Source organism: Pseudomonas sp. SWRI50, assembly GCF_014269095.1.
Taxonomy (GTDB): Bacteria; Pseudomonadota; Gammaproteobacteria; order Pseudomonadales; family Pseudomonadaceae; genus Aquipseudomonas; species Aquipseudomonas kermanshahensis.
Genome location: NZ_JABWRW010000002.1, coordinates 59,548 through 72,310 on the forward strand (window position 1 = coordinate 59,548; position 12,763 = coordinate 72,310).

The following is a 12,763-nucleotide window of genomic DNA, read 5'->3' on the forward strand; positions in this document are numbered from 1 at the left end:
GACGCGCATTGCTTTCAACGGTTCGGCCATTTGTCCAACAAGATCGACACAAACTTTTCCGCGGCGGGCGACAGAGACGCCCCTCGGCGATAGACCAATCCCAGTGTGCGGGTTACCTGCGGTTCGATCAGCGGCACGCTGACCAGCGTCGGGTGGTCGGCGCTTGGCATGGCCAGGCTAGGCATGGCCGACACGCCCAGCCCGGCCTCGACCATGCCCAGCGAGGTGGACAGGTGCTGAACCTCATAGAACCACTTCGGCCGCAGGTTGAGCCCGGACAGCGCATGGTCCAGCAGCATCCGGTTGCCGCTCAGGCGGCCTACGCCGATCAGCCGGTAGTCGGCCAGCTCTGTCCAGGTGACGGAGTCACGGTTCGCCAACGGGTGGTCTCTTCTGCAGGCCAGGACGAAATGCTCCTGCACCAGGGAGACGAACTCGATGTCTGGGTGCTGGCCGCTCATCATGTTGATGCCGAAGTCCGCTTCACCCCGCAGCACGGCTTCGAGCCCGTCATTGGCGCTGAGGTCCAGCAGGCGAATACGGATCTTCGGGTACTGCTCGTTGTAGTCGCGGATGACCGACGGCAGAAAATAGAACGCTGCCGTCGGGATACAGGCAAGGGTGACCTGGCCGCTCTGTCGTTCGGCGAGTTCGCGAATGCTCAGGATCGAATCTTCGAAGTCATCCAGCAAGCGCCTGGCCTTGGGCAAAAAGTCCCGCCCGACGCTGGTGAGGCTAACGCGCCGGGTGGTGCGTTCCAGCAATGAGGTGCCTAGTCCTTCCTCGAGCTTCTTTATCCGCCGGCTGAGTGCCGGTTGGGACAGGTGCAAGGCTTCTGCAGCTTCATGGAAACTGCCCAGTTCGGCGATTTTAACGAAAGATCGAATGTCTTGAAGCTCATATTCCATCTGAGTTGACTCCCCAACCTTGGCCGTAAATTGATGTGTGAATCGCAATAATGCCTACGATATTTGCATTGGAATGATTTATACAGAGCTGTCAGTCTTGTGCCCACAACATCAATGATGTCCATTGATCAACAAGAGTGCAAAATCATGCAACGAATTCCCTGCGTGCTCATGCGCGGTGGCACCTCTAAGGGGCCCTTTTTCCATGCATGGGATCTTCCTGCCAATGTGGTCGAACGCGACGAACTGCTGATCAACCTGATGGGTTCCGGGCATGAACTGGAAATCGACGGTATCGGCGGTGGTAGCCCTCAAACCAGCAAGGTCGCGATCGTCAGCCCTTCGCTGCATGCCGACGCCGACGTCGATTACCTCTTCGTCCAGGTCATGGTTGCCCAGCGCCGGGTCGATACTGCGCCCAACTGCGGCAACATGCTGTGCGCCGTTGGCCCGTTCGCTATTGAGCAAGGGCTGGTCAAGCCCCAGGATGGCAAGACCCTGGTACGCATCCGTAACTTGAACACCAACACCTTCGTCAACTCGCTGGTGGAAACACCTGGCGGGATCGTGCGTTATGAAGGCCGTACGGCGATCGACGGGGTACCCGGCACTGCCGCCCCGGTGCACCTGACCTTCCTCGATGCGGTAGGCAGCAAGACTGGTAAGCTGTTCCCGACTGGCCAGGCCCAGGATGTGATCGACGGTGTGCCAGTCACGTGCATCGACATGGCCATGCCGATGATGATCGTCGATGCCAGCCAGTTGGGTGTCACGGGCTCCGAGACCCCGGCGCAGTTGGATGCGGACACGCGCCTGCTACAGCGTCTGGAGGCGTTGCGCCTGAAAGCAGGCAAGGCGATGGGGCTGGGCGATGTCAGCGGCATGGTGATTCCAAAGCCAGTGTTGGTTTCTCCGGCGCGCTATGACGGCACGCTGCAGGTCCGCTACTTCATGCCCCATAACTGCCACCGCGCCCTGGCCATTACCGGTGCCATTGGCCTGGCGACTGCCTGCGTCAGCCCTGGCACGGTGATCTTGGACATGCTTGGGGATCAAGCCCAGCAATTGAAAGAGGTTCGTCTGGAGCACCCGAGCGGCGGTATCGACGTGGCGCTTTCACGCAGCGGTGCCGATGGCAAGACACTTCAGGCCTCCGTGGTGAGAACCGCACGCCGACTCTTTTCAGGCTTCGTCTACGCCCCGACCTTGCGCAGGATGGCAGGGTAGGAAGGGGCGGATCACGTTGGCAACCATCGCATCCGCACAATTTCAACAATGGGTGATGCCTCATGAAACTCGCGAAGTCACTGTATTTCCAGATCCTCTGCGCTGTCCTGCTGGGCGTGGTGGTTGGTCACTTCTGGGCGCAACAGGCCGTTGCGCTGAAGCCATTGGGTGATGCGTTCATCAAGCTGATCAAGATGATGATCGCCCCCGTGGTGTTCTGCACCATCGTCACCGGCATCGCCGGCATGACCGACAAGCGCTCCCTTGGGCGGTTGATGAGCAAGACCTTGCTGCTGTTCCTGGTACTGACGGTGGTCAGCCTGATCATTGGCCTGGGGGCGGTGTACCTGTTCCGTCCGGGTGTTGGCATGAACATCGATCCGGCTACGCTCAGCACTGTAGGCCTCAGCCAGTACACCGCCTCTGCGGCCAAGCTCAGTGTGGTCGATTTCTTCATGCACATCATTCCGGACACCTTCATGGGGGCGTTCAACAAGGGTGAAGTGCTGCCGGTGCTGTTCATCGCTGTACTGAGCGGGTTTGCTCTGTCGTCAATGGGCGAGAAGGGCAAACCGGTACTCGATGTACTGGAGTCGGCCTCTACCATGGTGTTTCGTATCTTCGGCTACCTGATGCGCTTCGCCCCAATCGGCGCCTTCGGTGCACTGGCCTTCACTGTCGGGCAGTACGGCGTGACGTCCCTGGGCGCATTGGCCAAGCTGGTAGGTACACTCTATATCGCCTGCGCATTCTTCGTGCTGGTCGTGCTGGGGGGTATCTGCCGGGCGCACGGCTTCAGCCTGTGGAAGCTGCTGCGGTATTTTCGCGAGGAGTTTCTGGTGGTGCTCGGCACTTCGTCGACCGAGCCCGTTCTGCCGCGCATGTTGGAAAAACTCGAGAAGCTTGGCTGCAAGAAAGGTGTGGTGGGGCTGGTGCTGCCAACCGGCTATTCCTTCAACCTCGACGGTACCGCCATCTACCTGTCACTGGCGGCGGTGTTCATCGCCCAGGCTTGCAACATCGATCTGACGTTGGGCCAAACGTTGACAATGCTGGCGATCATGCTGTTGTCGTCCAAAGGCGCTGCGGGCGTCACCGGCAGTGGCTTCGTGGCGCTGGCCTCGACGTTGACGGTTATTCATGACATCCCGTTGGCAGGGCTTGCCTTGCTGATCGGCATTGATCGCTTCATGTCCGAAGCGCGTGCACTGACCAGCCTGGCCAGCAATGCCGTGGCCACGGTTGTCATTTCACTGTCGGAGAACGACTGTGATCGGGAAACCTTGCTGCGTCGCCTGAACGGCACCCCGGCAGCACCGGACGAAGCGGATACGGCGCAGGCCAGCTGGTCAGCCGAACCTCGCCATCACGGCTAATAGCCGCTTCCACCTCCCATTGTTGACTTAAAATCCCACTCAACATCCCAGTGATGTCGAGTGGGGTAGGGGGCCGTCTGCCCTATAGACGGCCGCACACAATAAAAACAAGAGAAAAGACCATGCTCGCACTTCTGGGCCTGATTATGGTGGTGACCTTCACCTACCTGATCATGAGTAAACGCCTGTCTCCTATCGTTGCCCTGACCGTCGTTCCGATTGTTTTCGCTGTGATTGGCGGCTTTGCGCCTGACCTTGGCAAGATGATGCTCGATGGGCTGAAAATGGTCGCACCGTCTGCGGCGCTGCTATTGTTCGCCATCCTGTTTTTCGGCCTGATGATCGACGCCGGTCTGTTTGATCCGCTGATCCGCAAGATTCTCAAGCGGGTGAATGGCGACCCGATCAAGATCGCCATCGGTACCGCCTTGCTGTCGCTGCTGGTGGCGCTGGACGGTGATGGCACTACGACCTACATGATTACCTGTGCGGCCATGCTGCCGCTGTACAAGCGTATCGGCATGAACCCGATGATCCTGGCTACCGTATCGATGCTGTCGTTGAGCATCATGAGCGGCATGAGCCCATGGGGCGGGCCTGCCACCCGTGCCATTGCGGCGCTGGGCCTGGATGCGACGGAGTACTTCATCCCGATGCTGCCGACCGTCATCGGTGGGGCAGCGTGGGTAGTGTTCACAGCCTACTTGCTTGGCCGCGCCGAGCGCCGACGCATCGGCAACATCGCGCTGGAGTCCGGCGGTGGTAACTGCTACATCAAGGAAATCCTCGGTGATAACCCGCACAAGCGCCCACGGCTGGCCTATGTGAACCTGTTGCTGGTCATCGCTGTCATGACTGCGTTGGTGCTGGGGGTTATGCACGCCGCCATCTTGTTCATGATCGGTTTTGTCGCCGCATTGATGATCAACTACCCGCAACTGGACTTGCAGAAAGAACGCATTCTCGCCCATTCAGGCAACGCCATGACCGTGGTGCTCCTGGTGTTCGCCGCAGGCATCTTCGCCGGTATTTTCTCGGGCACGAAGATGGTGGATGCGCTGGCGCAGACCCTCGTGGACTGGATTCCGGAAGCCTGGAGCCACTGGTTCCCGCTGGTGGTGGCGCTGACCAGCATGCCGCTGACTTTCGTGCTTTCGAACGACGCTTACTATTTTGGCGTTGTGCCGATCCTGGCCAATGCGGCTGCCGCGTATGGTATCGACCCTGTAGAAATTGCCCGCGCCTCGGTGCTGGGCCAGCCTGTACACCTGATGAGCCCGCTGGTGGCTTCGACCCTGCTGCTGGTGGGCATGGTTGATCGAGATATCGGCGACTTCCAGAAGGCAACCGTGAAGTGGGCGGTTTTGACATCGCTGGTCATCACTGCGCTGGCTCTGCTCACGGGTGCCTTGTCCTTCTTCGTCTGATCTAAATAGGGCGCAGCTTGCGCCCACCTCATCCAATAACAACAATAGAGTATCGAACATGTCCCGAGCTGTTTTCCGTGGGGCCACCTGTGGCCTGCTCTGCGGCTGGTTGCCTGTGGCCGGCGCTGCCGGTTTCATCGACGACAGCAAGCTCAAACTGCAGCTGCGCAACGTCTATTTCAACGAAAACTTCCGCGACGAACAGGGCATGAGCGCCCGCGCTGCTGCGACCGCCAAGAGTGAGCGAGTGGAATGGGCGCAGGGCTTCTTGCTCGACTATCAATCAGGGTTTACCCAAGGCCCGCTGGGCCTGGGGGTCGACGCCCTAGGGCTTGTAGGCGTGCGCCTCGACTCGGGGCGCGGCCGCAGCGGTACCGGCCTGCTGCCGGTTCATGACGATGGCCGCGCCGCAAGCGAGTTTGCCAGTGCCGGCGTGACTGCCAAGGCGCGGGTGGGGCAGACCGTGGTCAAGCACGGTACCTTGCTGCCCAAGACACCGGTGCTTGTTTATAACGACGCCCGGCTTCTGCCGCAGACCTACCAGGGCACACAGTTGACCAGTACGGATGTCGATGGCCTGACGCTGACCGCAGGCCACTTGGATCGGTTCAAGCAGCGCGACTCGTCCAACAGCACGGGCCTGTACCTGGATGGTTACGGCGGCGACGAGTCTGGCGATTTCAGCTTTGCGGGTGCTGACTTTGCCATCAGCAAGCAACTGCGTGTGAGCTACTTCCATGGCCAGCTCGAGCACTTCTACCGCCAGGACTATGCGGGGCTGGTGCACGATCTACCCTTGGCCGGCGGAGTGTTCACCACCGACCTGCGCTACTTCAAGAGCCGTGACAGCGGAGCTGCTTATGGCGGCAAGATCGACAACGACATGTTCAGCGGGCAGGTGTCGTATACCCACTCCGGGCACACCGTCGGTGCCGGTTACCAGATGCTAGACGGCGATGCCGGGCTGCCCTACATCAGCGGTGCGACTGTTTACTCGTTCAGCAACGTTGGCATCGGCAAGTTCATCGAGGAGGAAGAGAAAACCTGGATGGCAAGCTATGCCTACAATTTTGCAGCAGCCGGTGTCCCTGGGCTCACGTTCATGGCGCGATACCTGAGCGGGGACAACGGTCGTTCCGCTGAAGCTGAACTCAACGAATGGGAGCGTGACATGGAACTGGCCTACGTTGTGCAGTCAGGGCCCGTCAAAGGGCTGGGTGTAAAACTACGCAACTATGTCTACCGTTCTGATTTTTCCCGCGGGCGCGACAGTAACCGCATCTACCTGACCTACGACATTGCGATTTGGTAATGCGGCACCCTTGCAAGTACAGGTGGTGACCTTTGAGATAGCCAAGCACGGCCAATATGGGATCATTTGCTATCTTGGCGTCGACTCGTAGGCGGTTTGCGCCGTGTGATGTTGGCTGGCTCAATCACAGCACCTTGTCGAGCGTGATGGGAAAGTCCCTTACACGCTTGCCCGTGGCATGGTAGACCGCGTTGGCCACCGCGGCGGCTACCCCGACGATGCCGATTTCGCCGACACCCTTGGACCCCAGCTCGTTGACAATATCGTCGTGCTCTTCAACGAAGATCACGTCGATATTCCCGCTGTCTGCGTTGACCGGGATGTGGTACTCCGCCAGGTTGTGGTTGACGATGCGGCCCAACCGATGGTCAGTCAACGCTGCTTCGTGCAGGGCCATGCCCACCCCCCACACCACGCCTCCCAGAATCTGACTGCGCGCGGTTTTCGGATTGACCACCCGTCCTGCCGCCACCGCGCTCACCACTCGGGTTACTTTGATCATGCCAAGGTCCTCGTCGACGTGGACTTCCACGAAGACCGCCGAATGGGTGGCGGTGGAGAACGGTTGGCGCCTGGCGCCGGGTTCGGCGTCGATCTGCACGGCAAACTCCCCGCCGGGGGCGCTGGCAACGATGTCCGCCAAGGCCAGCCGATGGCTGCCCGCGTGCAGGTAGCCCTCGGCGAAAACGATCTGCTCCCGGGGCGTGCTGGCCACTTGGGGGTACATTTTGCGCGCATGTTCCAGCACTTTGGTGCGCAGTACCTGGCAGGCCTGGCGCACGGCCGAGCCCACCGACGACACCGTGAACGATCCGCCCTGAAGCGGGGCGGTGGGCAGTGAGGAGTCACCCAGCATGAAGGTGACATCCTGCACCCTGACGCCAGCGGCGTCGGCGGCAATCTGAGTCATGACGGTGTAGGTGCCGGTCCCGATGTCGGTGGTGGCACTGCTGACGGTGAGGTGGCCTTGGGCATCGATATGGGCCTTGGCGCTGGCCTTCATCTGCATGGCTTCCCAAACGCCACCGGCCATACCCCAGCCTACTAACTGGCTGCCATTGCGCATGCTGCGCGGTTGGGGGTTGCGGTTACGCCAGCCAAAACGTTCGGCGCCTTGCTGGTAACACGCCAGTAGCTCTTTGCTGGAGTAGGGTTTGCCTTCGTTGGCATTGTTGGCGGCAAAATTACGCTGGCGCAGGTCAACCGGGTCGATCTGCGCCGCACAGGCCAGCTCATCCATGGCGCATTCCAAGGCAATCATCCCGGACGCGGCCCCAGGCGCACGCATGTCCAGCGGGGTGTACACATCGAGCGATGCCAGGCGGTAGCTAAGCGCAATGTTGTCGCACTGGTAGAGCATGCCGCTCCACTCCACCAGGTGCTCGGTGAAGTCCTCAAAGCGGGAGGTCTGGCCAAGCGCATCGTGGGCGATCGCCAGCAAGCGCCCGTTTGCATCTGCACCCAGGCGCAGGCGCTGCTCGGTGCGGGGCCGGTAGCCAAAGGTGAACATCTGCTGGCGCGTTAGCGTGACGCGCACCGAGCGCTGCAGGTGCAACGCTGCCATCACTGCCAGCGGCAACTGGTACTGCGGGCGCAAGCCCGAGCCGAAGGCACCGCCGACGAACGCCGCGCGCACATGGATGTTTGCCTTGGGCAGGCCGAACACCTTGTGCAGGTAGTCCTGGCAGTTCTGGGTGCCTTGGGTCTTGTCGTGGATTTCCAGGGTGCCATCGGCTTTGTACAGTACGGTCGAGGCATGGGGCTCCATCGGGTTGTGGTGCTCGTTGGCCGTCAGGTAGGTGGCATCCACCTGCACCGCGGCCCCGGCAAACTGCCCGGCGAAGTCGCCACGCGGCGCCGGTGTTTGCGCAGGTGCCGCATGTGACTGTTGGCATGCGCCAAGGTCTGTCTGGTGGGCTTCCTCGGCATAGTCGATCCTGATCAGCGAACCTGCATAGCGGGCCAGTTCGAGGGTTTCGGCGACCACTAGCGCCAACGGTTGGCCGCTGTAGAGCACGCGATCATTGAACAAGGGCCGAAACGGCGCCCCCTGCGCAGCATCGGCGTCGCTGTAGTCGTCGTCGTAACTGGAGATGCGCGGACGATGGCCATGGTCGAGCACGGCGATGACCCCGGGCACTCGCATGGCCTGCGAACTGTCGATGTCGAGCACCCGACCGCAGGCGATGGTACTGGATACCACGCTGCCATGAAGCAACCCCGCCTCGGGGTATTCGCCTGCATAGCGTGCCTGCCCGGTGACCTTCGCCACGCCGTCCACGCGGTCCAGGGGCGTGCCAACTACCGGTATGGGTGTGATCATGGTCGTGTTCCCCAGTCCGCGGCGCCGCGCGCCGCATCATTCAATGCCCGCACGATTGCCCGCTGGGCGAGCGATACCTTGAAGCCGTTGTGGCTCAGGGGCTGTGCACCTTGCAGCAACGCTTGCGCGGCGCGGGTGAAGAGCGCTTCGCAAGGCACTTGGCCGGCCAGCATGCGCTCCACAATCGGGTCCCGCCACGGCTTGTGGGCAACGCCGCCCAGCGCTAGGCGAGCCTGCTGGATCAGCTTGCCATCGAAGCTCAAGGCGGCGGCGACCGACACTAGCGCGAACGCGTAAGAGGCGCGGTCGCGTATTTTCAGGTAACGGTAATGGTGGTCGAACGCCGGGGGCGGCAGCTCAATGGCAACCACCAGTTCATCGACTGCCAGGTGATTGTCGCGCTCCGGGGTGCCCTCGGGGAGCCGATGGAACGCCGCAAAGGGTATCTGCCGTTCACCGCCCGGCCCCTGTACATGCACCACGGCTTCGAGCGCTGCCAATGCCACGCACATGTCCGAGGGATGGGTCGCGACACAGGCATCACTGGCGCCGAGAATGGCATGGATGCGGTTCATACCTGTACGCGCAGGGCATCCGCTGCCTGGTTCGCGCTTGTTGCAGGGTGTGCCGGTGTCATAGAAGTAGTAGCAACGGGTACGTTGCAGCAGGTTGCCACCGGTGCTGGCCATGTTCCTCAACTGCGGTGATGCCCCCGCGAGGATGGCATGCGATAACAGCGGGTAGTGCTGTTCGATCGTCGGGTGCCAGGCCAAGTCGGCATTGCTCACCAATGCGCCGATCCGCACGCCGCCGTTTGAGGTGGGGTGGATGCCGTTCAGCCCAAGGCCGGAAATATCGATAAGGCGCTTGGGGCGAACCACGTTTTCCTTCATCAGGTCGACAAGGTTGGTGCCCCCGGCAATGAAGTGCGAGCACGCGTCAGCCAGGCTGACGGCTTCACTGACCGATGCGGGCTTGTGGTAGCTGAAGGGCGTCATGGGTTCGGCCCTCGTTGTGGCTGGGCCTCGACCCTCATCAACGGCAGGGCTTCTTCCACCGCAGCGACGATGTTGCTGTAGGCACCACAGCGGCAAAGGTTGCCGCTCATCTGTTCGCGGATCGCTTCGCGGGTGTCGGCATGCTCTTCATGGGCAAGCCCGACGGCGGAGCAGATCTGGCCTGGCGTGCAATACCCGCATTGAAAAGCATCGTGAGTGATGAATGCGCGCTGCATGGGGTGCAGAACGTCGCCGTTGGCCAGCCCTTCGATGGTTACCAACTCGGCCCCATCGCACATGATGGCCAACGTCAGGCAAGCATTGACACGCTTGCCATCGCGCAGCACGGTGCAGGCCCCGCACTGGCCATGGTCACAGCCCTTCTTGGTGCCGACCAGGTCCAACTGCTCACGCAGCAGGTCGAGCAAGGTGGTCCAGGGGTGCACCTGCAGTGTTCGGGGTTGACCATTGAGGGTCAGGCGGAGGGGGTATTCTTCAGCCCCATTGGGAGAGATCGCGCTCATGGTAGGTCCTCACGGTCAGGGTTCGCGCAGTCCGCTGCGTCTTTGTTGTGCGACCTGGCCGGCTGAGCAAACGTTCAGCCGGTTAGCCGACGTGCCCATCACTTTTTGCCTGGTAGCACCGAGCCGAGCACCTGCTTGGCTGTCTGGACGATGATGCCCGCCTGGTCGGGGTCGCCCTTGAGCAAGGTACTGGCAAACTTCTTCGCTTGCTCCAGCTTGATGTGCGGTGGCAGGGGCGGCACGTTCGGGTCGGTCTTGAACTCGATCAGTACCGGCCGATCCGCAGCCAGCGCGCGCTCCCACGCAGCGGCAACGTCCTCTTCGCGGTCTACGTAGATACCTTGCAGGCCAATGGAAATAGCGAACAAATGGTAGGGCACGTCAGGGATCGACTGCGACGCTTCGAACTTGGGATCCCCCTCCATGACCCGTTGCTCCCACGTCACCTGATTGAGGTCCTCATTGTTGAACACAGCACAAATCCATTGTGGGTTGTCCCACTGTTGCCAGTACTTGGCCACGGTGATCAGTTCGGCGAGGTTGTTCATCTGCATCGCCCCATCGCCCACCAGGGCAACCACAGCCCGTTGCGGGTGGGCGAACTTGGCAGCAATCGCATAAGGCACGGCTGCGCCCATGCAAGCCAGGCCGCCGGACAGCGAGCACTGCATACCCTGGCGAATCTGCAAGTCGCGGGCAAACCAGTTAGCACAGGAGCCGGAATCGCTGGTGATGATGGCGTGGTCGGGCAGGCGAGGGGACAGCTCATGCACTACACGTTGCGGGTTGATCGGGTCAGCCTTGACCAGGGCGCGCTTGGCCACGGTCTTGTCCCACTGCGCACGCCAGGTCTGCACCTTGTCGCGCCAGCGCCGTTCGGTCTTGTATTCAAGTAACGGCAACAGTGCGCGCAGTGTTTCGCTGGCATCGCCGACCAGGTTGACCTCCATCGGGTAGCGCAGGCTGAGCATGTCGGGTTGCAGGTCGATCTGCACGCCTCGTGCCTGGCCTTCCTTGGGCAGAAACTCGGAATAGGGGAAGCCGGAGCCGATCATTAGCAGGGTGTCGCATTCGCTCATCAGCTGATAACTGGGTTCGGTGCCGAGCAAGCCGATCGACCCGGTGACCCACGGCAGATCATCCGGTAGCACAGCCTTGCCCAGCAGCGCTTTGGCCACGCCAGCGCCGAGTTGTTCGGCGACCGCCATTACTTGCTCAGTCGCCTGCAGGGCGCCGGCACCCACCAGTATCGCCACTTTGCGCCCGGCGTTGAGTACAGCGGCGGCGCGCTGCAGGTCTTCGTCGAACGGCAATACCCTCGGCTTGCTGTAGCCGATGCCTGAATGCACCGTACCGTGAGCCCGCGGGGGCTCGTTGTAGGGCAGGTCCTGCAAGTCGTTGGGCAGAATAACAGCGGTGACCCGGCGTTCGCCGACGGCCGTACGCACTGCACGGTCGAGCAGGTGGCGCACCTGCTCTGGCGTAGAGGCCTGCTGGACGAAGGCACCGGCGACATCCTTGAACATGGACAGCAGGTCCAACTCCTGCTGGTAGTGCCCGCCCAGTGCTGCACGGGCCTGTTGACCAACGATGGCCAGCACTGGCTGATGGTCCATGCGTGCATCGTACAGCCCGGTCAGTAAGTGCGAGGCGCCCGGGCCGGAGGTCGCGATGCAAACACCGAGCTCGCCGGTGAACTTGGCATGGGCGCTGGCCATGAAGGCGGCCATTTCCTCATGGCGGGCCTGGATGAATTCAATCTTGCCGTTGGCCCGGCTCAGCGCGCCGAACACGCCATTGATGCCGTCGCCGGGGTACCCGAAGATGCGCCGCACGCCCCATTGATACAAACGCTCCACCAGAAAGTCGCCTACCGTGCCGGTCATTACCTGCTCCCGTTTAGTGATCGATAGGGGTCTGGACTTGGCAGGTGTCGGGAAAGTTTCAACGGTATGCGCACCCGTCTGCCGGCTGGAACTTGGCAACAGCGGGTGGGTTCGAACCTGAACCCATCAACCGATCAGGATGCGCATCGTGACGCTCATGAACACAGCAGATGCCGCCGTACAGGCGTTGTATTTCGAGGACGACGGCGCTACGCCGAACAGCCGTTTCCCCGTGCTGTTCTATCGGCTGACGCTTGATCCGTCGGTGGATAATGCCCGTGCCTTCGAAGCACTGTTTGCGGCTCACCAATGGACCCCGCTGTGGCGCGACGGGATCTTCGATTATCACCACTTTCACCCTAACGCTCATGAGGCGCTGGGCATTGCTTGCGGGCAGGCCCGATTGACGCTTGGCGGAGCCTCTGGGCAAAGCGTCAGCGTAGAGTGCGGCGATGTGCTGGTGCTGCCGGCAGGCACGGGCCATCGGTGCATTGAATGCAGCGATGACTTTCTGGTGGTCGGCGCCTATCCACACGGGCAGGAAGACTACGACATCCAGCAGCCCGACAGCGCCGCCCACCCGCGCGCGCTGGCGTGCATCGCCATGGTGCCGCGCCCTGAGCAAGACCCGGTCAGTGGCATCCGCGGTGCATTGATGACGCATTGGCGTTAAGTGCGCGTGTAACGGGGCTTGCGCTGAAACGCTCTCAGGGTCGCCAGATAGGCGATGAACGAGTCACCCATCGCCATCGGCTATTTCAGTTAACGGCCGGAACCTGAGC

General features: G+C 61.4%; 10 protein-coding genes. 5 read left to right on the forward strand and 5 right to left on the reverse strand.

Going from position 1 to position 12,763, the window contains the following annotated elements; genetic code table 11:
• Window positions 1-14 precede the first annotated feature (14 nt).
• Entirely contained in the window at window positions 15-908 is an 894-nt protein-coding gene (locus tag HU750_RS02450; RefSeq protein ID WP_085273766.1) for a LysR family transcriptional regulator, read from the reverse strand.
• Between the two features lie 147 nt (window positions 909-1,055).
• On the opposite strand from HU750_RS02450, the gene HU750_RS02455 reads away from it, so the two are divergent.
• The 4 genes from HU750_RS02455 (at window position 1,056) to HU750_RS02470 (ending at window position 6,250) form a co-directional block, all read left to right on the forward strand.
• Entirely contained in the window at window positions 1,056-2,135 is a 1,080-nt protein-coding gene (locus HU750_RS02455) for a 4-oxalomesaconate tautomerase (protein WP_186676329.1), read from the forward strand.
• 62 nt (window positions 2,136-2,197) lie between these two features.
• Window positions 2,198-3,511: a dicarboxylate/amino acid:cation symporter gene (locus HU750_RS02460; RefSeq protein ID WP_186676332.1), complete on the forward strand. Its 1,314-nt coding sequence runs from the start codon at window positions 2,198-2,200 to the stop codon at window positions 3,509-3,511.
• A gap of 122 nt (window positions 3,512-3,633) precedes the next feature.
• On the forward strand, window positions 3,634-4,938 hold the full coding sequence (locus tag HU750_RS02465; protein ID WP_027596501.1) for a CitMHS family transporter: 1,305 nt from the start codon (window positions 3,634-3,636) through the stop codon (window positions 4,936-4,938).
• Between the two features lie 58 nt (window positions 4,939-4,996).
• On the forward strand, window positions 4,997-6,250 hold the full coding sequence (locus tag HU750_RS02470; protein ID WP_099453891.1) for an OprD family porin: 1,254 nt from the start codon (window positions 4,997-4,999) through the stop codon (window positions 6,248-6,250).
• Window positions 6,251-6,374: 124 nt separating this feature from the next.
• Here the strand turns inward: HU750_RS02470 and HU750_RS02475 are convergent, their stop codons facing one another.
• The 4 genes from HU750_RS02475 to HU750_RS02490 all read right to left on the reverse strand — a co-directional run bounded on the left by HU750_RS02475 (window position 6,375) and on the right by HU750_RS02490 (window position 11,981).
• A complete protein-coding gene (locus tag HU750_RS02475; RefSeq protein ID WP_186676334.1) occupies window positions 6,375-8,573 on the reverse strand; it encodes a xanthine dehydrogenase family protein molybdopterin-binding subunit in 2,199 nt (732 codons plus the stop codon).
• Entirely contained in the window at window positions 8,570-9,571 is a 1,002-nt protein-coding gene (locus HU750_RS02480) for an FAD binding domain-containing protein (RefSeq protein WP_186676337.1), read from the reverse strand. Before HU750_RS02480 ends, HU750_RS02475 begins: the two co-directional genes overlap by 4 nt.
• On the reverse strand, window positions 9,568-10,095 hold the full coding sequence (locus HU750_RS02485; protein WP_186676341.1) for a (2Fe-2S)-binding protein: 528 nt from the start codon (window positions 10,093-10,095) through the stop codon (window positions 9,568-9,570). The genes HU750_RS02480 and HU750_RS02485 overlap by 4 nt, the downstream gene beginning before the upstream one ends.
• Window positions 10,096-10,193: 98 nt before the next feature.
• Window positions 10,194-11,981, reverse strand: coding sequence for a thiamine pyrophosphate-requiring protein (locus tag HU750_RS02490; RefSeq protein WP_186676343.1), 1,788 nt, complete (start codon window positions 11,979-11,981; stop codon window positions 10,194-10,196).
• A 157-nt stretch (window positions 11,982-12,138) separates the two neighbouring features.
• On the opposite strand from HU750_RS02490, the gene HU750_RS02495 reads away from it, so the two are divergent.
• Window positions 12,139-12,654, forward strand: a complete 516-nt coding sequence (locus HU750_RS02495; RefSeq protein ID WP_186676345.1) for a cupin — start codon at window positions 12,139-12,141, stop codon at window positions 12,652-12,654.
• The last annotated feature ends 109 nt before the right edge of the window (window positions 12,655-12,763 follow it).

Coding starts and splice junctions, on each gene's coding strand:
- HU750_RS02450 (WP_085273766.1), bottom strand. CDS start 908: ATGGAATATGAGCTTCAAGACATTCGATCTTTCGTTAAAATCGCCGAA.
- HU750_RS02455 (WP_186676329.1), top strand. CDS start 1,056: ATGCAACGAATTCCCTGCGTGCTCATGCGCGGTGGCACCTCTAAGGGG.
- HU750_RS02460 (WP_186676332.1), top strand. CDS start 2,198: ATGAAACTCGCGAAGTCACTGTATTTCCAGATCCTCTGCGCTGTCCTG.
- HU750_RS02465 (WP_027596501.1), top strand. CDS start 3,634: ATGCTCGCACTTCTGGGCCTGATTATGGTGGTGACCTTCACCTACCTG.
- HU750_RS02470 (WP_099453891.1), top strand. CDS start 4,997: ATGTCCCGAGCTGTTTTCCGTGGGGCCACCTGTGGCCTGCTCTGCGGC.
- HU750_RS02475 (WP_186676334.1), bottom strand. CDS start 8,573: ATGATCACACCCATACCGGTAGTTGGCACGCCCCTGGACCGCGTGGAC.
- HU750_RS02480 (WP_186676337.1), bottom strand. CDS start 9,571: ATGACGCCCTTCAGCTACCACAAGCCCGCATCGGTCAGTGAAGCCGTC.
- HU750_RS02485 (WP_186676341.1), bottom strand. CDS start 10,095: ATGAGCGCGATCTCTCCCAATGGGGCTGAAGAATACCCCCTCCGCCTG.
- HU750_RS02490 (WP_186676343.1), bottom strand. CDS start 11,981: ATGACCGGCACGGTAGGCGACTTTCTGGTGGAGCGTTTGTATCAATGG.
- HU750_RS02495 (WP_186676345.1), top strand. CDS start 12,139: ATGAACACAGCAGATGCCGCCGTACAGGCGTTGTATTTCGAGGACGAC.